The following is a 22,599-nucleotide window of genomic DNA, read 5'->3' on the forward strand; positions in this document are numbered from 1 at the left end:
TAGTTGAAAAGGATTAAAAAAGGTAAAATAAATGAAACATAAAATTGGATTACTCACACTGCTCATTTCTGGTGCACTTTTAGCGGGTTGTGCTCCCAAAAATACAGATACCGTAAAAGTACAAGTCATTGGTATTAATGATTTCCATGGGGCTTTACAAGCCCCAGGTGATGGTAAATTAGGTGGTATTGAGTCAATTGCCACGCTGGTTAATCAATTAAGAGCGCAAAATGATAAAACTATCGTTGTTGGCGCGGGTGATTTAGTCGGGGCAAGCCCATTACTGTCATCGATGTTTTATGATGAACCTACCATTGAAGCCTTAAGTGCGATTGGTATGGAAACCAGTGCAGTTGGTAACCATGAGTTTGATAAAGGTAAAGAAGAGCTGCTGAGAAAACAAAACGGCGGCTGTCACCCAACAGCAGGTTGTGTGGGTAAAGATTCCTTTGATGGTGCTAATTTTAACTACTTAGCGGCCAACGTTATTGTGAAAGAAACAGGAGAAACTCTGTTCCCATCTTACTTTATTAAAGAGTTTGATGGCATTCCAATGGCATTTATTGGTTTAACGTTAGAAGGTACGCCAGCTATCGTGACACCAAGTGGAACCGCAGGGTTAGAATTCAAAAATGAAGTCGAAACTATTAATAACCAAGTGAAATTATTAAAAGCACAAGGTATTAACAGTATCGGTGTTCTGATCCATGAAGGCGCAACACAACAAGTTGATACCAAAGTTAAAGATATTAACCGTTGTGATAATATCAAAGGCCCAATCGTTGATATCGTTAAACAATTAGATGCGAATGTAGACTTTGTTGTCAGCGGTCATACACACCAAGCTTACAATTGTGAAATCAATGGGATGACAGTAATTTCAGCCCAGTCTAACGGGACTTTATTATCTCAATTGAATATTGAGATTGATAGAAATACGAAAGATATTGTTAGTATCAATGCAAAGAATATCCCTGTTGAAACGAGCCGTTATGAGAAAAACCCTGAGTTAACCACGTTCGTACAAAAATACGAAAAAATCGCCTTGCCTATTTCGCAACAAGTGATGGGCTCTTTAACAGCAAATGTGGATAAAAAATTATTGCCTGCAGGAGATTCAACTCTAGGTAAGATTATTGCTGATGGGCAATTATATGCAGCTTCCAGCAAAGAAGCGGGTGGTGCGCAAATTGCGTTTATGAACAGTGGCGGTATTCGTGCTGATATGAAAGCAGGGGAATTAACTTACGGTGATATTTTCACTGTCCAGCCATTCTCTAACGTGGTTGTTACGCAATCGCTAACAGGTGCACAAATTAAACAAGCGCTTGAGCAGCAGTGGGATCGTGCTCGTCCGCAAGTTATGCCAGTTTCTAAAGGTTTTTACTACGAGTGGGATGACAGCCGCCCAGTGGGTGATAAAGTTATTCAAAAATCAATGAAATTAAACGGTAAGCCGTTAGACATGAATAAAAGCTATCGTGTTGCTGCGAATGAATTCTTAGCAACGGGTGGTAGCCGTTTCTCTGCCTTCAACCAAGGTAAAGACCGTGTTTATAGCCTGCCAGATAACGAAGCGTTAATGCAGTACTTTAAAGATAACTCACCAGTTTCCGTTCCAACGGATGTGCGTATCAAGAAAATTAAATAATAAAATTTAATATTCCATTAAAAACTCTGAGGGTGTTTATCATCCTCAGAGTTTTTTTGTGCTTAATTTCCGGCATGGGGTAACGATGAGAAGGGGGAATTGATTGTGTTTACTAAATAAAAAATGATAATTATCATTACCATTATCATTTTGTGAATTTAAACAATTGATTGATATAACGGCTAAAAAGCTGACTCGATTCGTTTGAGGAAAAAAATGATTTGACGAATGTGATCGTAGTCATAATAATCAACTAAATTGATGTGAATCAATATTTGGTATTACCAATAGACCAGTCATGATATTCTAATAGGGTTAGTGTGAGTTGTGGCTAATTATTGTTATATAAGGTTTTTTTATGAGAAACCTTAAATAACATTAATATATTTTGTTTCGAGGGATTTATGACCTTATCTCAACCCAAAATCATCGTTGTCGGCGGTGGGGCTGGTGGATTAGAACTGGCAACACGTTTAGGCCGTAAGCTAGGCCGTAAAAAACGCGCACAAATTACCTTGGTTGACCGTAACCCAAGCCATTTATGGAAACCACTATTACATGAAGTGGCGACAGGTTCGTTAGATGATGGGGTCGATGCGATAAGCTATTTGGCCCATGCTCGCCATAATGCATTTAATTTCCAATTAGGTTCGCTCACGAATATTGACCGTGAAAATAAAAAAGTGGTTCTCGGTGAACTTTATGACAAACATGGTGAATTATTGGTCCCTTTGCGTGAACTAGAATACGATATTTTAGTGATGGCATTAGGCAGTACGTCGAATGATTTTGGTACACCAGGTGTTAAAAAACACTGCATTTTCTTAGATAACCCACACCAAGCGCACCGTTTTCACGACGAAATGCTAAATCTGTTTTTACGTTACTCAGTTCGTGATAACGCAGAAGAGAGCGTTAATATTGCCATTGTTGGTGGCGGTGCAACGGGCGTTGAGTTATCAGCGGAGCTCTATAATGCAGTAGAGCAACTGACCAGTTATGGTTTTAAAGGGCTAGACACAGATGCATTGAATGTCACACTAGTTGAAGCGGGTGAACGTATCCTGCCGGCTTTACCGCCGAGAATTTCAAGTGCCGCACATCAAGAACTTAATAAACTCGGCGTGAATGTATTGACGAAAACTATGGTAACCAGTGCTGATGCAGATGGTTTGAATACGAAAGACGATGGTAAAATTCATGCGGATCTCATGGTTTGGGCTGCAGGGATTAAAGCACCTGATTTCATGAAAGATATCGCTGGGTTAGAAACAAATCGTATCAACCAATTGGTGGTAAAACCGACGTTACAAACGTCTCGTGACGATATGATTTTTGCCATTGGCGATTGCGCTTCTTGCGCTAAGCCAGAAGGGGGATTTGTGCCACCAAGGGCTCAATCAGCTCACCAAATGGCCAGCCTTTGTTATGACAATATTGTCGCTTTAATGAAAGATAAACCTTTAAAAGAATATGTTTATAAAGACCATGGCTCATTAGTTTCACTGTCTCGCTTTAGTACAGTTGGCAGCTTGATGGGGAATTTAATGCGTGGGGATATGATGGTAGAAGGGCGTATCGCTCGTTTTGTGTATATTTCTTTATACCGTATGCACCAAATCGCATTACACGGTTACATTAAAACGGGGCTAATGATGCTTGTTGGCAGTATTAACAGAATTATTCGTCCAAAGTTAAAATTGCACTAGTCAACGACTAGCTACTTGTTTAATTTGGTTTTATTAGCACTATGCACCTGTATATTCGTATAACAGGTGCATTATTTTTTATTATTTATCATTATAAATAATAATGTTAATAAATATATTAACTAAATCTGTCAAGGCTTATCTATGTTAAATATTGCGTAGAAAAACTATTTAGATCAAATTTAATAGGTTAATTATCGATTATATTGTCACTATTACTTATATAAATATATATTTTAATGAAACTTAAACCTAGAAATTAATATAAAATAAATGATCCGAATATTAACTTATCTTAAGTTTTAAATAATTAAGATGTAAATCCATTTATATAACGATAACAGCCAACCATAACAGGCTCTTCTATTATCCTATTGATTTAAAACAGTAATATTTTTGATTGTAATCAATAGGTGAAGTTGCACTAATGGTAAATTTTATTTTTCTAAAACAGTTATAATAAACATATTTTTTCATGATAATTTAAGATAATTCTAAAAAACAACACTATTAGTAGGTAATTATCGAATTATTTTGAGTAGTGGTTACAATAGGCACGGCATATTTTAATAAGGGTTAACACGATGAAGCTAAAATTTAAGTTGTTATTAGCAACTGTAGTGATGCTCCTTATTGTATTGCTCGTGAATTCATTCAGCCAAGAGCCGGAAACTAAATTGGCTACGGTATTATCGGTTGAGCCGATCAAAGCGAATCGCCTTGTTGAGTACGAAAATTGTACAGTAACAGGGGTTTTAGGCACCTTTAATCAGCAATCCCTTTCTCGTTTTCACCCTGCGCAAAGCGAATGCAAAATGATTTTTATGATTGAAGCATTACAAGGGAAAAGCTTTCCATCTCTATTTGATATGCAAAATCAAACCTGTGTTAACACACAAAAAATGGAATTAGTGATTGTTGGATATGACGTTGTGTACCAAATTGGTAAAACAGTTGGAAAAGTCAGAACATCCTATGAACCATCAATGTTTATTCCTTTAGATGATAAAGGGCGTTTGGTGCTCACTTCATCCAATTCAGTATGTGAAACCATGCGCAGTGATATAAAAGAATTATTACCCTTTTATTGTTTACAACAAAATGAATTACCAATCACAAAAAACTCATCAGCAGTCTTAGAACTGCAACCGAATAAAAATACATTTGGCTTTATGGAATAATTTTTTCTATAAATATTATAGAGATAAAAGGCTACAAGAGTAGCCTTTTATCATTTTAGAGCATCAAACTTAGCTAATTTGATGCTCTTCAAACCCAATGAGTAATTGTTTAATAAACTCTAGTCGAGAAACTCTTTCTGTTAAATCATGGAAAAATTTTAGTCTAACAGGGCCATCTAACCGATAAGTTTGTGGCTGGTTTTGTAATAAGCTTATTAAGAAACTTGGGTCGACTTTATTTTTATCACCAAACTCAATAAAGCCACCTTTTTCATGAGCTTCAATACGTTTAATACCAAGAGCTTGAGCTTGTAATCGAATAGCTGCGTTCGCTAATAGGAATTTACCTGCGTCAGGTAAACTACCAAAGCGGTCGATCAGTTCTGTACGCAATTCGTCGAGCTCCTGACTGTTTTTTGCACTGGCTATTCGTTTATAGAAAGACAAGCGAATATTCACGTCGTGAATATAGTCGTCTGGCAACAGAACAGGCATACGCAACTCAACTTCTGTTTGTTGGCTAGTCAAATCTTCTAATGAAGGCTCACGCCCCTCTTTAAGCGCATCAACAGCACTTTCTAATAGCTCCATGTACAGGGTAAAACCAATCGTGGTCATTTGCCCACTTTGGTCTTCACCAAGTAATTCACCCGCACCACGAATTTCTAAATCGTGAGTTGCTAAAGCAAAACCAGCTCCTAAGTCTTCCAATGATGAAATGGCTTCAAGGCGTTTATGTGCATCGGTGGTCATAGCTTTGGGATGCGGGGTGAGTAAGTAAGCGTATGCTTGATGGTGAGAGCGACCAACTCGTCCACGTAGTTGATGGAGTTGAGCTAATCCGAAATGATCCGCGCGTTCAATGATAATGGTATTCGCTGTTGGTATATCAATACCAGTTTCAATAATTGTGGTGCATATCAATACATTAAAACGTTGATGATGGAAATCTGTCATTACGCGTTCTAACTCGCGCTCGCGCATTTGGCCATGCCCAACAACAAAACGTGCTTCAGGGACTAACTCTTCAAGGCGGGTCTTTGCCTTTTCAATATTTTCAACATCATTGTAAAGGTAATAAACTTGGCCGCCACGTAAGGTTTCCCGCAAAATTGCCTCACGGACAACTAAGTCATCATATTGGCGCACAAAGGTTTTTACAGCCAAACGGCGTGCTGGTGGTGTGGCGATAATAGATAAGTCACGCATACCACTCATGGCCATGTTAAGAGTACGAGGAATAGGTGTGGCGGTCAGCGTTAAGATATCAACGTCTGCACGCATAGCCTTTATTCGTTCTTTATGGCGGACACCAAAGCGGTGCTCTTCATCGACGACGAGCAAACCTAAATCTTTCCATACTAAGTCACTTTGTAGCAACTTATGGGTACCAATTAGAATATCAACTTTGCCTTCCGCGGTCTGGGTAATAATTTGTTGTTGCTCTTTCGCTGTTTTAAAGCGTGATAACATTTCTATGCGGACAGGCCAGTTAGCAAACCTATCTTTAAAATTATCATAGTGTTGTTGTGCAAGTAGTGTCGTGGGGACTAAAACGGCAACTTGTTTGTTATTATTAATCGCAAGGAATGCGGCTCGCATTGCCACTTCGGTTTTACCAAAGCCCACATCACCACACACGAGTCGGTCCATTGCTAATGGTTGGCACATATCACTGAGAACAGCATTGATGGCGACTTCTTGGTCAGGCGTCGTTTCGAATGGAAAGCCTTGACAAAATTCTTGGTATTGTTGTTTATCATGCTTGAATGCAAAGCCAGCCTTAGCGGCTCGTTGTGCATAAATATCAAGAAGTTCAGCAGCAACATCGCGTACTTTTTCTGCGGCTTTCTGGCGTGCACGACCCCAGCTATCACTACCTAATTTATGCAATGGGGCGTTTTCATCAGCGCCACCTGCATAACGGCTAATTAAATGGAGTGAAGAAACAGGAACATACAGTTTATCATCACCGGCATAGGTTAAAATTAAATATTCCGCTTTAATACCGCCCGCTTCTAAGGTAATTAAACCTTGGTAACGGCCTACACCATGCTCAATATGTACCACAGGTTGCCCAGGGTGTAATTCAGCTAAGTTGCGAATGAGGGTGTCAGTATTAATGGTGCGGCGGTTATCTGCCCGGCGACGAACAACACGCTCCCCAAGCAGGTCACTTTCGCAAATTAATGCCCTATGGATATCGGATTGAATAAAGCCGTGTTCAGCGGCACCAATGGTGATGGCAAATCTGCTGTCAGTAGGGCTAGTATAGCTTTGAATAATTTCAGGGCGAATTTTTAAACGGGCTAATAGCTCGGTAACGGTTTCACGTCGGCCTTCACTTTCCACAGAAAAGACGATGGTTCCATCAAATTGTTCAGTAAACTGACGCAATTTTTCAAGCGGCGTTTTGCTTTGCCCTTGTGTGCTGATATCCGGTAATGGCAGGTAATCTAAATTAGTATTTGCCGCTTTTTTGGGTAAAGATTCGAGGGATAACTGAATACGCGGCCATTTTTTTAACGATTGATTAAGTTGTTCAACAGTTAACCATAGCTCAGAAGGTGGGAGTAATGGACGCATTGGGTCAACACCACGGCTTTCATACCGCTGCTGAGTATCAACCTGAAAGCGTTCAGCCGCTTCTTGTAAGCTCTGAGAAACAATTAAACTTGATGGCGGTAAATATTCAAATAAAGATGGCAGTGGCTGAGCAAAGAATAAAGGCTGCCAATACTCGATACCCGTCGGTAAGGTATTTTTACTGACTTGCTGGTAAATATGCTCTGGATCACGGCGAACTTCAAAGCGCTCGCGCCATTGGCTGCGGAAACGTTCAATAGCGTCTTTATCGGTCGGGAATTCATGAGCTGGGAGTAAATTGATTTGCTCTACTTCTTCGAGTGTTCTTTGTGAGTCAACGTCAAACGTTCGCAAGCTATCAATTTCATCATCGAAGAAATCAATACGAAACGGCAACGAGCTACCCATGGGAAATAAATCGAGTAAAGCGCCCCGTGTGGCATATTCACCATGCTCTAAGACTTGCTCTACATGGCGGTAGCCAGCGTTATCGAGCTCATTACGTAAGTTATCACGGGAAAGTTTGTCACCTTTTGCCATCACTAAGGCATGACTGGTTAAAAAGTCAGCAGGACAGACTTTTTGCATCAATGTATTGACGGGAAGAATTAATGCGCCTTTTTGCAAACCGGGCAAACGGTACAGTGTCGATAAACGATGAGAAATAATTTCCTGATGGGGGGAGAAATTGTCATATGGCAATGTTTCCCAGTCAGAAAGAGTCTCTATAGGGTGTTGTGTAAACTGTTGAATTTCATCTCTTAAACGTAATGCATTTTGCATATCACGTGTCACGATGATCACAGGCCCTTGGTGACGTTGTATTATTTCTCCACATTCAAGTGCACCAGCCGCCCCGATAAGGCAACCTAAATGGCGAACATCGCCACTACGACTAGGGAGTTCATAACGAAATTTTGACAACATAGAAATCTTCGGTATCTCACAGCGATTAGTAAGCAGTTAAACAAGAGTTAGCCCAAACATAGCCAATTTTTGTACGAAAAATAGTTAAGTTAATTAATGGATAGTTAAACTACAAAATTCGTAACAAAACAATCAGTTTTAACTCGTAATTCGTCTGAAAGTCAGACAAAAAGGCATTCAAAACAGAAAAAAAACCATCGAGTGGTTCCATTCATCAATCGTACCCTTTATTATCGCTGAACACTTCGCTTTGGCAACAGGGGCATCATAGATTTCATGCACCAATCTGTCTCATTATTTATAGGCCTACGTTATTTACGTGGGCGTGCTGCGGATAAATTTGGGCGTTTCGTTTCCAGTTTATCTGCCATTGGTATCACACTGGGGGTTGCGGCATTGATAACCGTCACTTCAGTGATGAATGGGTTCGAGCGATCTTTACAAGATAGCATACTTGCTTATATGCCGCAGGCAATTTTAACCTCTGCCTCTGGAAGTATAGACCCAGCAAAATATCCAATATCCGATCTACAACATTTAAAGGGTGTCAGCCAGATCGCACCTATTGTGCAATCTGATGTGGTATTACAAAGCCGAACCAATGTTGGCGTGGGCGTTATGGGGGGAATCGACCCCGAAGAATCTTCGCTGTTATTGGATAAACTGGTTGTCGGGCAACGCAATGACCTCAAAGAAGGCAGTTATAATGTTTTTCTCGGGAATAAACTTGCAGAAACACTCGGGGTAAAACGTGGTGATGAGGTTCGCTTAATTATTCCAGGCGTGAGTCAGTTAACACCGATGGGGCGCATTCCAAGTCAGCGCCTATTTACTGTGGCTGGTATTTTCCAAACAAATGGGGAAGCGGATACGAGTGAACTGGTCGTGGCACAACAAGATGCCGCACGTATGCTACGTTATCCCGCAGGCCACATTACTGGGTGGCGCTTATATTTAGATGAGCCTTTACAAGTTGACGTTCTAAGTCAGCAAGCGTTACCAGATGGCTTAGTATGGAAAGACTGGCGGGAGCGTAAAGGGGAGTTTTTCCAAGCCGTTCGCATGGAAAAAAATATGATGGGCTTATTGCTTAGCTTAATTATCGCAGTGGCGGCATTTAATATTATTACCTCGCTATCACTGTTAGTGATGGAAAAGCAAGGCGAAGTGGCTATTTTAAAAACCCTAGGTCTCAAACGTTGGCGTATTTTAATGATATTTATGATCCAAGGCGCTGGAGCGGGGGTGATTGGCTCACTCATTGGCACGATATTAGGCACGATACTTTCTAGTCAACTGAATGTCATTATGCCGCTGATCGGTTTATTACCCAAAGGCGTCTCTTTACCGATTGTGCTTGATTACTCTGGTATTTTAATTATTGCACTTAGTGCAATGCTGATTTCTCTGCTGGCAACGCTTTATCCTTCTTGGCGTGCAGCAGCGGTTCAACCTGCTGAGGCGTTACGTTATGAATAAACAACCACTTCTGGTCTGTGAAAAATTAAGCAAAACATATCAAGAAGGGACATTGTCGACGCAAGTGTTGAAAAATGTCAGTTTTTCCATGGGGCGTGGGGAAATGATGGCCATCGTGGGAAGTTCTGGTTCAGGTAAAAGTACCTTATTGCATTTATTGGGTGGCCTAGATACCCCTTCAGAAGGGAATGTTATCTTTCGTGGACAGCATATAAATCAATTAACCTCAGATGAGCGTGCTGCTATTCGTAATAAAGATCTCGGTTTTATTTATCAATTCCATCATCTTTTACCGGATTTTACTGCCCTTGAAAATGTGGCAATGCCTTTATTAATTGGGGGGATTGCGAAAGAAACTGCATTTTCGAAAGCCACTGAAATGCTAGAAGCAGTTGGACTAGCGCATCGGGCGGGGCATCGTCCTTCTGAATTATCAGGAGGGGAGCGCCAGCGTGTTGCTATTGCAAGGGCGTTAGTGAATGAGCCTGCACTGGTTTTAGCGGATGAGCCTACAGGTAACCTTGATTTACGTAATGCAGATGCCATTTTTGAGTTGTTGGGTGAATTAAACCGAACACAGCGAACCGCATTTTTAGTCGTCACCCATGATATGACTCTGGCTCGGCGGTTATCCCGCCAATTGGAAATGCGAGATGGGCATTTGCAACAGGAAATTACCTTGGGGGCTCGGTAATGTCTAAATTGCCTCTTTCACTAGTCACGGCGCTGCGTTTCAGCCGTGGTCGACGCCGAACAGGGATGGTTTCGTTAGTCTCGATAGTTTCAACGTTGGGGATTGTTCTTGGGGTCGCGGTGCTAATTATCGGTTTAAGCGCAATGAATGGCTTTGAACGCGAATTAAATAACCGTGTGTTATCTGTTGTTCCCCATGGGCAAATTTTTGCTGTTAAGCCACCGTATAAAGATTTGGAGTTTGCTGAGCAAGTTATCCGTAAAACGCCCGGTGTAGAAGGTGTTAGCCCTTACATCAATTTTACGGGGTTACTTGAACGTGGTGCAAATTTAAAAGCAATTCAAGTCATGGGAGTTTCACGAGAAACTCAGCCACAAGTCAGTGCGTTACCTCAGTTCATTCTCAATGATGCTTGGCAACATTTTGATGCAGGCAAACAATCAATTATTTTAGGCCAAGGTGTGGCGGATGCATTGAATGTGAAGGTTGGGGACTGGGTAACAATCATGATCCCAAATACCGATGCTAGCTTGAAAATTCAGCAGCCTAAGCGTATTCGTGTACAGGTGACGGGTATTTTTAAACTTAGTGGTTTGCTCGATCACCAGTTAGCACTCGTTCCTCTCGCAGATGCACAGGAATATCTCGACTATGGGGATGGTGTGACAGGGTTTGAAATCAAAGCAACAGACCCATTTATTGCCGATCAAGTCGTTTATGATGCAGGCTTGAAAACAATGCATCATGTCGCCGTAAAAAGTTGGATAGGCGATTATGGCTATATGTATAATGATATTCAAATGGTTAGAAGTATCATGTACTTAGCTATGATATTGGTTATTGGCGTTGCGTGTTTTAATATTGTTTCTACTCTTGTTATGGCGGTTAAAGATAAAAGTAGTGATATTGCTGTATTGCGTACCTTAGGGGCAAAAGATAGGCAAATTCGTGCTATTTTCTTATGGTATGGTTTGTTGGGCGGCCTTGTTGGTTCATTGATTGGCGTTGTGCTTGGGGTCGTCATATCATTAAATCTAACACCCATGATTAAGGTAGTAGAGGCTATTGTTGGCCATCCAATTTTATCGGGTGATGTTTATTTTATTGACTTTTTACCTTCTGAATTGCATGTCATGGATGTGGTTTATGTTTTAATTACAACCATTGTATTGAGCTTACTAGCTAGTTGGTATCCTGCTCGTAGGGCAAGCAAATTAGACCCTGCACGTATTCTTAGCGGGCAGTAGCTATTAGTAGGGTTATAGGGTTAGAGAGCCAATGGTTTTTAGGAGACGATACTAAAAACTTATTGGCTCTTCCTATGATTACTGCGCAGCTAAAAACATCTGCTTATAACTACGAGTTTCCACCATTTCTTCTGTAAACCCATATTGCTTAGCGGTCGCCATCAATTCTTGATATAGAGCTTCAAGTAAATCCTGCTCATCTGTCATAATGGCAAATTCAGCAAACCAGCCGATCCCACTAAGGTGGTCAATTGTAATGTGGATGTCATTCAAGAAATAAATGCTTCTTATTTTAGTTGTGGTTAAGTAGCAATGATATCCCAGTGTCGTTAACATGTTTTGTACATGGCGGCAGTCATCAATATTAATGGCTTTGCATTCAGAAGCTCCAGGCCCTTTAACTATCCATAATTTTATGCCTGATGGCACCATTTCACGTACACACATACTGACGCCATTGTCAGCTAGTGGTAGATGCGGGTTTTCATAGAAACAATCTGTTTCTGTATTATTTTCGGTAAAGGGTTCAGCCAAGTCGGCTTTTATTTTATGCAGAAAAGTATCAGGGTCTGGTAAATGAAATTTAATTTCAGCTTCATATTTCCCGACAAAGTGTTGGCTCATGTAAAGTTCCTTGGTACTAACCTTCAGGATAATGATGGTAACACAAAGCGAAAATCGACGAGGGAGATAAAGATGAGGTTAGCGAATAAGTAAGTGCCTAGGTGTTTAAATTAGGCACTTTTATAATACATTCTACTGGTTATTTTTTTGTCATTTTATCTAGATAGCCCATTACGAATGCAGATAATACAAAGGTTAAATGGATAACGACGTACCACATCAACTTGTCATTTGAGACACTTTTCAAGTCCATGAAGATTTTTAATAGGTGAATGGAGGAAATAGCAACAATTGAAGCCGCGACTTTATTTTTTAATGATGAAGCATCCATTTTACCTAGCCAGCCTAGTTTTTCACTGCTGTCAGGGATATCCATTTGGGAGACAAAGTTCTCATAACCAGAAAACATCACCATCACCAATAACCCACCGACTAATGCCATATCAATCAATGATAATAGCGTCAAAATTAAGTCTGCTTCAGGAATTGAAAGGATATTTGGCAAAATATGGTATAGCTCTTGAAAGAACTTAATGGTTAAAGCCAATAGTGTCAGTGAAAGCCCAAAATAGATAGGCGCTAAAATCCAACGTGAAGCATACATTGCTCTTTCAAAAAACTTTTCCATGAAATCCCTTGTAGTGGTGAGTTAATAACACAGTAAAATCTGCGAGGCATATTTTAGCGGTAGCGCGAGTGAAGAAGAAAGGTTTTTTTATTGTTTTACAGTTACGAACGTTTTATGGCGAATTTATGAAATATTAGTGTCATTTTTATGAATAATAAGTGACAAAATCGATACCTTCGATATTTTTATTTGCATTCAGCGAGATGATGCGTTTTAGTATGTTAACATTTAGATAATGTCATCAGTTGTGGTAAGGAAATGGTTAATATGCCAATAAAATACACACTTGAGCTTGATTGTTTTAAATAATTTCAAACAATCAAGGTTTATAAATTCATGTCGTAATGACATGATAGAAAACAATTAATATTTAATATGGTATAAATTTTATTGGTGATATGGATGAAAGGAAGTTTTGATGTTGCGATTTCGTTATAGGTTGAAAAAAGCTCGTAAGAATAAATGTATACGCCGCCAGCGACTTCGTAACCGGTCTTTTTATATAGATAATAGATTGGATAACATGAAAAATGTCAATATCGTCGTTTTGACGGGGGCTGGAATTTCAGCTGAATCTGGGATCCAAACATTCCGTTCTGCGGATGGATTATGGGAGGAGCATCGCGTTGAAGATGTCGCTACTCCTGAAGGTTTCGAGCGTGATCCTGAATTAGTACAACGTTTTTATAATGAGCGGCGTCGGCAGTTACAGCAAGAAAATATTAAGCCTAATGCTGCTCACTATGCACTTGCACAGCTTGAAGAACTTTTTGGTGACCGCTTTTTGTTAATTACGCAAAATATAGATAATTTGCATGAAAGAGCGGGGAGTCAGCGGGTTATCCATATGCATGGAGAGCTATTAAAAGTTCGCTGTAATTGGTCAAATCAAGTATTGGAGTGGAAAGGGGATTTATCGGTCGATGACCGCTGTCATTGTTGCCAATTTCCTCAACCGCTGAGGCCCCATATTGTTTGGTTTGGTGAAATGCCAATTGGAATGGATTATATTTATCAATCCATTGAATCGGCGACTATTTTTATTTCTATTGGAACGTCTGGCCATGTGTATCCTGCGGCAGGTTTTGTGCATGAGGCGAAATTACACGGTGCTCATACGGTAGAACTTAATTTAGAGCCTAGCCAAGTGGAAAGTGAGTTCGATGAAAAACACTATGGTTTAGCCAGCAAAGTCGTTGTTGAATATATTAATAAGCTTATTACTGAGTTACAGGTTAAAAATACCGCGCAATAAGCTTTGAATACATAACATTATCAGGGGAAGCGTATTGTTTCCTCTTATAGGTTAGACGTTTGTATCCATCATGGCTGGCATCGTAATCTCTTTGACACAGGTTGCATTGCTGGTATTGGCGATAAAACGCACGGCGTTGACAACATCTTGTAATGGGATTAATTGCCCATCACTTTTTTCAATGACCTCATCGACAGAAACAGTTAATGGGAACTCAGTTGCTAGATAACCTAAGTTTATGACTGATATTGCTATTTTATCTTCCCGTAGAGTTTCTCTTAATGACTGAGCTATTCCTCTGAGGGCATATTTGGTGGCAGAAAAGGTGACTTCCTTGCCATTATGATTATCTAAACCCCATGTGGAGCCAATCAATATAATCTTACTGTTTTTTGCTAGGCGCAAATTAGGTAAGAGCGCTTTTAGATTTAATAAACAGGCACTTATATTGGTTTGAACCATATTGAGTAACTCTATGTCATCAGTCGATTCAAATTGGTACTCTTCATTAAATGCCAATTTCTCCCATATGCCAACGTTATAAATTAAAGTATGAATAGGTTGATTTTGAATAACATGCTTAATGGTATTTGCACTATTAATGTCACTTAAATCAGCAGGGATCCACGTAAAATTAGTTTGTTCAAAAGGAGGTTTTGAGCGAGAAACACCATAAATATGGTCTACTTTTTCAGGGAATCCTTCGACTAATGCCTTGCCTAAGCCTTTGCTGACACCATAAATTAAACATGTTTTTGACATAGATATTCCTATTAACGAGTTAAACTTCGTTTTGTTTATTAATTAGCTAATAAATAAAAAATAATAGGTCATATATAACATACTATTTCAATTTAATAATTGATGATCTGTGTAGTGGGGGAGTGAAAGTTAACCAAGAGGCGTGTTTTTAGGTAACTAATAATTTACTAATTAATGTAATTTAATTATTACCCCTATTAATTATAGGTGCTGATTGTGACTATGACAGTTAATCACCCAAAAAATACGCTAAAAAATAAATTTTATTAAAGATTTACTATAAAAATAGTGCGCATTAACAGGAAAGCTGATTTGAGACAATAATTGAATCTGTGATCTTTCCCATAATATAAACATTGATATTTTAGGGGGAAGGGTATGGACAAACTCTTAGAGCGGTTTTTTGAATATACCGCTTTCGATACACAGTCAAAACTAAACGCAAAAACTGTACCGAGCTGTGCGGGGCAGTTAAAGTTTGCTCGCGCATTAGTTAATGAACTGAACGAATTAGGTTTTGAAAAAATAACACTAAGCGATCAAGGTTGTGTGATGGCCTATTTGCCGTCAAACGTTGATTGGGATGTTCCCACTATTGGTTTTATTTCACATTTAGACACAGCGCCTGATTTTTCAGGTAAGAATGTGAGTCCACAAGTCCTCGAAAATTATCGAGGAGGGGATATTGCGTTAGGTATTGGTGATGAAGTGCTATCCCCTGTGATGTTTCCGGTACTCCATGAAATGATTGGTAAAACGCTGATCATGACAGATGGTAAAACTTTACTGGGTGCCGATGATAAAGCGGGTATTGCAGAAATAATCACAGCCCTCGTACGTTTAAAGGAAAAAAATATTCCTCATGGTAAAATCTGTCTTGCATTTACCCCTGATGAAGAGATAGGACGCGGGGCTCGCCATATCGATTTTAAACAATTTGATGCATTGTGGGCCTATACCGTCGATGGTGGTGGAGTTGGTGAATTAGAGTATGAAAATTTTAATGCGGCTAATGTTTCCATTAAAATTGTTGGCAATAACACTCATCCCGGTACAGCTAAAGGCGTAATGGTGAATGCATTAGGGCTAGCGAACCGTATTCATTCGATGTTACCACCTGATGAAACACCTGAAAATACAGAAGGGTATGAAGGGTTTTATCATTTAACATCGTTAAAAGGTACAGTAGAAAAGGCCGAGTTGAATTATATTATTCGTGATTTTGACTTAGCAGGCTTTGAAGCTAGGAAGAAAAATATAATTCGAATTGCTGAAAAAGTTGGCGAAGGGCTGCACCCAAGCTGTTATATCGAACTGACACTTGATGATACCTATTATAACATGCATAAAGAGGTCATGAAGTACCCACATGTTATTGAATTAGCGAAACAAGCAATGCTTGATTGTGGCATTGAACCAGTTATTCAACCTGTCCGTGGTGGTACCGACGGTGCACAGCTTTCACATCGCGGTTTACCATGTCCAAATATTTTCACAGGTGGTTATAATTTCCATAGTAAACATGAGTTTATAACACAAGAAGGTATGGAGCAGGCTGTTAGTGTGATTATGCGTATTGCGGAGCTAACGGCCATTCACGCACGGCAATCGTGATATTTTATGAGGAGTAAGAGAGGTTGTTGACAAAGTGGGATAAAAGCGTGGTTTTTCCCACTTTGTGTTATCAGCCGAAAATCAATAAATTGATTTTCCTAATTTATTTTCAAAACCTATTCGACTTGTCGCCAAACATAATATGTTTGTCAGCACTCTTACTGTTGTTATTGAAATAATACAGAAATACCACTAAGTGCCAGTAAAACTCCCATGACTAAATTAAACCGCTTTAATGTCTTAGGTTGTTTTAGCCTTTCTCTTAATTTACTACCAAACATAGCCCAGATAGCAACACATGGCCAATTGATGGCTGCAAATATGACAGCGACTTGCAACATTGATAAATAAGGTGAAATTGTATTGGTATACATCGCCATTCCAGAGACTGCCATCATCCAGGCTTTAGGATTTATCCATTGAAATAATGCTGCTTCTAAGAAAGTTAGTGGTTTAATTTCTTGGTTATTTGTCTGTGCAATTGAATGGCTAATAGTGGTTTTCCATGCAAGCCAGAACAAATAAATAATTCCAAAATATTTTAATATCGAATAAATCATAGGGGATGATTGAATCAATGCGCCCACCCCTAGCCCTACTGCCACTAACATAATAAGAAAACCAATTGATACTCCAAATGAATGAGGTAATGTTTTTCTAAATCCAAAATTAATACCTGAAGCAAGTAACATAATATTATTTGGGCCTGGAGTTATGGATGTCACAAAGGAAAACAATGATAAAGCCAAAAGAGTTTCTATGTTCATGTTGTTATCATCTTTAAAAGGGACAATTAACGCTGTGCGTGACTGGCGACGGTGAAGTCAAAACAGTTTAAAATTGAATCAAATAATGTGCTTTATCTTTGCGTGCTTACGGGCAAGAAGGGGATATATTGCGAGTAGGTGCTAGCGGGATATAATATATATTAAAATAAATAATTTAGTTATTAATAATGATGTGTTAATTGTAGTCAGCGGTTTTCAATTGATGGTCAGGAGAGTGTTGCCATATCATACTAATAATATTATTTTTAATAAAAGACCCATAATGAATGGGCCTTTTTCACAAATATAAATTTAATATTATCAGTACCGATTAATCATCAAAATACCAATAACCATTATTAACGAGCGCAGTAAGCAGTGCGATGAAATTAACATCATCAATGGCATCAGCTAAATTTTGGCTATTAACGGCGTCATAGCGGCATAAACTATCAGCGGCCTCATAACACTCAGTTTCCAAGCATTCACCATTAACAAAAAATTGGTCTCCAACGCGTAATGCTCTGAGACCATTTAATTTGTATAAGGTTTCTTGCTGAGTTTTTAGCAAATCATAGATTTCTTCTTGCTCATAAGGCGGTTCAGGTGGCGCAATGTCTAACTCGTGGCGTGATTGGGAGATAAACTCACCTAACCATTTGCGAAAGAGCTCAGGGTCATTAATGAGTGATTCCATCATCTCACGCAGCTTAATTTGTTCACCTTGCAAGATCTCCGCAGGGTTATCGCGGAATGATAAATCTGGGTCACTATAGCGGTAGCTGCCTAAATCGTTAGAAATTAAGTGATCGGCAAAGCTACTGATTAATTCACGAGTATTTGGTGCACGAAAGCCAACCGAGTAATTTAATGAAGGTTCAATGGCGTAGCCTTCATGTGGGAACCCAGGTGGAATGTACAAAATATCGCCGGGTTCCATTTCTTCGTCGATGATGGCATCGAAAGGTTGTACTTGCAGTAAGTCAGGGTGCGGGCAATGTTGTTTCATGGGGATTTTTTCGCCCACGCGCCAACGACGGCGGCCTTCACCTTGAATAATAAATACATCGTATTGGTCGAGGTGAGGACCTACACCACCGCCGGGGACCGAGTAGGAGATCATTAAATCGTCCATTCGCCAGTCTGAAAGTACACGGAATGGTTTCATCAACGCAGAGCTTGGGTGATGCCAATGGTCAACAGCCTGAACTAAAATAGACCAATTTTCTTCACCGAGATGGTCATAGTTTTCAAATGGGCCATGGCCAACTTGCCAAATCCCTTCTTTATGGCTAACTAAACGGCTATCAACCTCATCTTCCATCGCCAAACCTGCAAGTTCGTCAGGCGAGATAGGGTCAATAAAATTTGCAAACCCTTTTTTGATAAGCAGTGGGCGCTTCTGCCAGTGACTGTCGAGGAAACTTTGCCAGTCGAGATTTAGTTTGTAATCCATCTTATTGTCCCTTGGAGCTGCTAAATATAGCTAATCAGTTTATTGCAATATACCCGGTCTCAATACTACAAAATGACCTATATGTGTAATGGTATGATGTTAAATAAACTTTATGAAAAACATATAGTAAAGGTTTATCTTGAGAGTAAACCAATCAGTTACCCTAAATTACTTTTCATAAAACACTTCACAAATAGTATACCGGAAATGGTTTGTAAAATAGGGGGTAAACGGACACATATCACAGATTAACTATCTTCAATCATAGATTGCTGCCTAAATGTGACGGATAAACGCGCTCCGCCAAGAGGGCTGTCACTAATTATGATTTCCCCGTCATATTGGTCGATAATATCCACTGCAATAGATAAGCCTAAACCTTGACCTGGGCGAAGGGTGTCTGCGCGTTGCCCTCGAACGAAGATCAAACTACGTTTGCTTTCAGGCACCCCTGGGCCGTCATCATCGACAACTAATGTTAAGCTATCAGCACCTACAACAGCACTAACTTCAACAAATTCAAGGCAATACTTACACGCATTTTCCATGATATTACCCATCACTTCCATAAAATCATTGGGTTGACCCAGCCATGTTGTTTCAGGAGAAACATTAACCGTTATAGAAACCCCTTTGTGCTGATAAACTTTATGTAGGGCACTTGCAAGGCTATCTAGTATTGATGGGACAGATGAAATTTCACGTAGCATCATGTTTTCATCACCTTGCGTTGATGCGCGGTGTAAATAATAACCCACCTGTTGAGAAATACGGCCAATTTGTTCAAGCATGATAGGCTCTGCTTGTTCAATGTTCATTTGTTTGCCTGAACGAAGTAGCCGCAATGTCGACTGTAAAACAGCTAAAGGTGTCTTTAAACTGTGTGTTAAATCAGAAAGTGTGGTGCGATATTTACTGTAGCGTTTTCGTTCATTCGTTAACAAAATATTAAGGTTGCGTACTAGGCCGCGAAGCTCATACGGTGGGTTCTCATCCAGAGTATCCCGTTCACCTTTTTCTAGGCTACTGAGTTGTGATACTAATGATTTAATTGGCCGTAGACTCCAATAAGCAGCTAGCCATAATAACGGGATGACTAAGATTAAATTAGCCAGCAAAACATAACCAAACCACTCCCAAACTAACCCGGTATTTTGTAAGTCTTGTGGTAGAGTATCTACAACGACTATGGTGAGTGGGGGCAGGTTTTCACTTGCTGCATATTGGTTGACGGACACGGAATGAGTCAGCGGTTCGTCATCGTTATCCATGTCATCTAACTTTGTATTGAATTCGGGGGTATCGTCTAGGAGTTGGCGGGTTTCACGAATATCCGTATCAATTTCATATAAGCCCTCTTTTTTTAGCCAATCATTACGGATCAGCCGTTCAACGCTAGGCACATCACGTTGGCGCCATAGCACAAGCCCTTGTTCATCATAAATAATAACCAAAGTTGGGTTATTCAAAGTAAAATTTGGTGGGACTCGGATGTCAATTTTATTATTTTGCCATTGGGCTAGGCTATAAATTAAGTTACTTTGGCTACGTAATAAGGTGTAAGTCGTTTTATCAAAACTAATTAAATACCCCAAAATAGCAACAATACCATAGGATAAAGTGAGCGCTAAGATTACCGCTGATGTTGCACAAAGAAAACGTGCTCGTAGCGAAAGGGGTTTGAACTTAAATTTACTTAGCCACATATTAGCCATTCACATCAAAACGATAGCCTTGACCGCGTACAGTAACAATTACATCATCACTATGGAATTGTTGAATTTTTTTGCGTAATCGGCCCATTAAAACATCGATAGTATGACTTTCTCTAAGTTCGGCATCTGGATAAAGCTGGCGCATTAACGAGTCTTTGCTAACCACTTTTCCATTATTGCGGAGCAGTGTTTCAATAATGGTGTATTCAAAAGCCGTTAATTTGACGGTTTCACCATTAACTGTAAATTCTTTACGTGAGAGGTCAATAACGAAATTACCTAATTCGAGAACTTGTGAAGCAAGACCGCTATTTCTGCGCATTAAAGCTTGCATACGGGCGACAAGCTCTTCTAGCTGGAAAGGTTTCGTCACGTAGTCATCTGCACCACTGTTTAGCGCTTGTACTTTTTCTTGCCAACTCTCCCGAGCCGTCAATACTAAAAGTGGAATATTGACGTGCTCGCCACGCCAGCGTTTTATCATGGAAAGCCCGTCTTCATCAGGTAAGCCCAAATCAACTACCGCGATATCTGGGCAACTTTCGTGTAAAAAGTAGTCAGCTTCTTTTGCATCTTCAGCGGAGTCAACCTGATGACCAAGCTCTTTAAGCTGTACGGTTAAATGGTGACGAAGTAACGCATTGTCTTCGACAATAAGAATACGCATCGGAAACCCTCATATTGAAAAAAGATAGCTACACTTATTGCAAATAGTAGCACTAGATACGCTATGGTAAAAAGAGTTCTGAATAACGACAAGGGATTAAGTAAATATAAATCAAACAAAGCGGAAATATAATTTATCTTTGTTTATCTTCGGGCAGTTTAGGGGGGAACAAGCAGAGGCTATAGGGTAAATAAAAAGTGGGGGACATAGAGCCCGCCCACTTTGAATGTATTAAGTTAAAAGCTTGAGGTTATTTTAGCTCATCAATAAAAGTGACAGCGTAACCGATGTAGTTAGCCGGCGTCATTTCTTTTAAACGCGATTTTTCGTGTTCTGGCAAATCTAAACCATCAATAAATTGTTTCATCCCTTCAGCGGTAACGCGTTTGCCACGGGTCAATTCTTTGAGTTTTTCATATGGCTTTTCAATACCATAGCGGCGCATTACCGTTTGGATAGGCTCAGCTAATACTTCCCAGTTTTGGTCTAATTCATCCAGTAAATGCTGTTCATTAACTTCTAGTTTGTTTAAGCCTTTCATGGTTGATTGATAAGCAATCAATGCATAACCTAAGCCGACACCGAGATTACGTAATACTGTCGAGTCTGTTAAGTCACGCTGCCAGCGAGAAACAGGGAGCTTGCTCGCTAAATGGCCTAAGACGGCATTTGCTAACCCTAAGTTACCTTCAGAGTTTTCAAAATCAATCGGGTTCACTTTGTGTGGCATAGTGGAAGAGCCAATTTCACCAGCGATTGTTTTTTGTTTGAAGTGATTTAATGCGATGTAGCCCCAAATATCACGGTCGAAATCTAACACGATAGTGTTAAAACGAGCGACACAATCAAATAACTCAGCAATATAATCATGAGGTTCAATTTGCGTGGTGAATGGGTTCCATTGGATGCCTAAAGACGTAACGAAGGTTTCGCTAAATTCGTGCCAGTTAACTTCAGGGTAAGCGACCATGTGGGCATTATAGTTACCAACTGCGCCATTGATTTTACCTAAAATTTCAACTTGTTGCAGCTGATGGAATTGGCGTTCCAAACGATAAGCAACGTTGGCAAACTCTTTACCAATGGTGGAAGGCGTTGCAGGTTGGCCGTGAGTACGCGATAGCAACGGCAAATTGCGGTACTCATGAGCCATTGTTTTGATTTTATCAATAATTTGACGCCATTGTGGCAGTAATACTTCTTCGCGAGCAGTTTTCAGCATTAATGCGTGCGAAAGGTTATTAATATCTTCTGAAGTACAAGCGAAGTGGATAAATTCAGAAACTGCATGAAGAGCAGGGATGTTGGCTACTTTTTCTTTTAGGAAATATTCTACAGCTTTCACATCATGGTTGGTTGTGCGTTCAATTTCTTTGATACGCATTGCGTCTTTTTCACAGAAGTTCGCGACAATTTCATCTAAGTAAGCGATTGCGTCAGCGTCAAATGAAGGAACTTCTTTGATTTGAGCGGTTGCAGCCAGTTTTTGTAGCCAGCGAACTTCAACTTGTACGCGAAATTTCAGTAAACCAAACTCACTAAAAATAGTGCGTAAAGCGCTGACTTTATCACCGTAACGGCCGTCAATCGGGGATACAGCGGTCAGTGAGGATAATTCCATTGGTAGCAACTCCAGA

The 22,599-nt window shown here is 39.8% G+C and carries 17 protein-coding genes; 8 read left to right on the forward strand and 9 right to left on the reverse strand.

Annotation, left to right across the window (positions count from 1 at the left end; all coding sequences use genetic code 11):
• The first annotated feature begins 31 nt into the window (after positions 1 to 31).
• From M1F26_RS08320 to umoD, 3 genes are all read left to right on the forward strand, one after another.
• Positions 32 to 1,651: a bifunctional metallophosphatase/5'-nucleotidase gene (locus M1F26_RS08320; RefSeq protein WP_094960435.1), complete on the forward strand. Its 1,620-nt coding sequence runs from the start codon at positions 32 to 34 to the stop codon at positions 1,649 to 1,651.
• Between the two features lie 404 nt (positions 1,652 to 2,055).
• Positions 2,056 to 3,360, forward strand: coding sequence for an NAD(P)/FAD-dependent oxidoreductase (locus tag M1F26_RS08325; RefSeq protein WP_140172522.1), 1,305 nt, complete (start codon positions 2,056 to 2,058; stop codon positions 3,358 to 3,360).
• Positions 3,361 to 3,944: 584 nt separating this feature from the next.
• The gene (gene umoD, locus M1F26_RS08330) at positions 3,945 to 4,541 is read left to right on the forward strand and encodes a UmoD family flagellar biogenesis regulator (protein WP_004253302.1); all 597 of its coding nucleotides are present in this window, start codon (positions 3,945 to 3,947) and stop codon (positions 4,539 to 4,541) included.
• A gap of 69 nt (positions 4,542 to 4,610) precedes the next feature.
• On the opposite strand, the gene mfd is transcribed toward umoD, so the two are convergent.
• Complete coding sequence (gene mfd / locus M1F26_RS08335; protein WP_140172521.1) at positions 4,611 to 8,054, reverse strand: transcription-repair coupling factor; 3,444 nt, start codon at positions 8,052 to 8,054, stop codon at positions 4,611 to 4,613.
• 276 nt (positions 8,055 to 8,330) lie between these two features.
• Here mfd and lolC point away from each other — a divergent pair, with 276 nt between their 5' ends.
• From lolC to lolE, 3 genes are read left to right on the forward strand one after another with little or no spacing between them, the layout of a single operon-like run.
• Positions 8,331 to 9,533 carry a lipoprotein-releasing ABC transporter permease subunit LolC gene (gene lolC, locus M1F26_RS08340; RefSeq protein ID WP_140172520.1) on the forward strand — a complete coding sequence of 401 codons (1,203 nt, stop codon included), beginning with the start codon at positions 8,331 to 8,333 and terminating at the stop codon, positions 9,531 to 9,533.
• On the forward strand, positions 9,526 to 10,227 hold the full coding sequence (lolD, locus tag M1F26_RS08345; RefSeq protein WP_096863868.1) for a lipoprotein-releasing ABC transporter ATP-binding protein LolD: 702 nt from the start codon (positions 9,526 to 9,528) through the stop codon (positions 10,225 to 10,227). Before lolC ends, lolD begins: the two co-directional genes overlap by 8 nt.
• Positions 10,227 to 11,474, forward strand: a complete 1,248-nt coding sequence (lolE, locus tag M1F26_RS08350) for a lipoprotein-releasing ABC transporter permease subunit LolE (protein WP_140172519.1) — start codon at positions 10,227 to 10,229, stop codon at positions 11,472 to 11,474. Before lolD ends, lolE begins: the two co-directional genes overlap by 1 nt.
• A gap of 78 nt (positions 11,475 to 11,552) precedes the next feature.
• On the opposite strand, the gene M1F26_RS08355 is transcribed toward lolE, so the two are convergent.
• Positions 11,553 to 12,098 (reverse strand): class IV adenylate cyclase, encoded by a 546-nt coding sequence (locus tag M1F26_RS08355; RefSeq protein WP_140172518.1) that lies wholly within the window; start codon positions 12,096 to 12,098, stop codon positions 11,553 to 11,555.
• Positions 12,099 to 12,237: 139 nt separating this feature from the next.
• Positions 12,238 to 12,726, reverse strand: coding sequence for a TIGR00645 family protein (locus M1F26_RS08360; RefSeq protein ID WP_094960443.1), 489 nt, complete (start codon positions 12,724 to 12,726; stop codon positions 12,238 to 12,240).
• A gap of 421 nt (positions 12,727 to 13,147) precedes the next feature.
• Between M1F26_RS08360 and cobB the strand changes: the two genes are divergently transcribed.
• Entirely contained in the window at positions 13,148 to 13,981 is an 834-nt protein-coding gene (cobB, locus tag M1F26_RS08365; protein WP_125891391.1) for a Sir2 family NAD+-dependent deacetylase, read from the forward strand.
• 51 nt (positions 13,982 to 14,032) lie between these two features.
• On the opposite strand, the gene M1F26_RS08370 is transcribed toward cobB, so the two are convergent.
• Complete coding sequence (locus M1F26_RS08370) at positions 14,033 to 14,743, reverse strand: SDR family oxidoreductase (RefSeq protein WP_140172517.1); 711 nt, start codon at positions 14,741 to 14,743, stop codon at positions 14,033 to 14,035.
• A 378-nt stretch (positions 14,744 to 15,121) separates the two neighbouring features.
• On the opposite strand from M1F26_RS08370, the gene pepT reads away from it, so the two are divergent.
• A complete protein-coding gene (gene pepT, locus M1F26_RS08375) occupies positions 15,122 to 16,357 on the forward strand; it encodes a peptidase T (RefSeq protein ID WP_140172516.1) in 1,236 nt (411 codons plus the stop codon).
• Between the two features lie 167 nt (positions 16,358 to 16,524).
• On the opposite strand, the gene M1F26_RS08380 is transcribed toward pepT, so the two are convergent.
• The 5 genes from M1F26_RS08380 to purB all read right to left on the reverse strand — a co-directional run bounded on the left by M1F26_RS08380 (position 16,525) and on the right by purB (position 22,583).
• Positions 16,525 to 17,124: a LysE family translocator gene (locus tag M1F26_RS08380; protein ID WP_140172515.1), complete on the reverse strand. Its 600-nt coding sequence runs from the start codon at positions 17,122 to 17,124 to the stop codon at positions 16,525 to 16,527.
• Between the two features lie 331 nt (positions 17,125 to 17,455).
• The gene (locus tag M1F26_RS08385; RefSeq protein WP_140172514.1) at positions 17,456 to 18,580 is read right to left on the reverse strand and encodes a cupin domain-containing protein; all 1,125 of its coding nucleotides are present in this window, start codon (positions 18,578 to 18,580) and stop codon (positions 17,456 to 17,458) included.
• A gap of 248 nt (positions 18,581 to 18,828) precedes the next feature.
• Positions 18,829 to 20,286 (reverse strand): two-component system sensor histidine kinase PhoQ, encoded by a 1,458-nt coding sequence (gene phoQ, locus M1F26_RS08390; protein ID WP_180359536.1) that lies wholly within the window; start codon positions 20,284 to 20,286, stop codon positions 18,829 to 18,831.
• A gap of 1 nt (position 20,287) precedes the next feature.
• Complete coding sequence (gene phoP, locus M1F26_RS08395; RefSeq protein WP_125891179.1) at positions 20,288 to 20,962, reverse strand: two-component system response regulator PhoP; 675 nt, start codon at positions 20,960 to 20,962, stop codon at positions 20,288 to 20,290.
• 250 nt (positions 20,963 to 21,212) lie between these two features.
• Positions 21,213 to 22,583: an adenylosuccinate lyase gene (purB, locus tag M1F26_RS08400; protein WP_140172512.1), complete on the reverse strand. Its 1,371-nt coding sequence runs from the start codon at positions 22,581 to 22,583 to the stop codon at positions 21,213 to 21,215.
• Positions 22,584 to 22,599 lie beyond the last annotated feature (16 nt).

Origin of the sequence: Providencia sp. PROV048 (genome assembly GCF_033688165.1) — a bacterium.
In the GTDB taxonomy this organism is placed as follows: Bacteria; Pseudomonadota; Gammaproteobacteria; order Enterobacterales; family Enterobacteriaceae; genus Providencia; species Providencia hangzhouensis.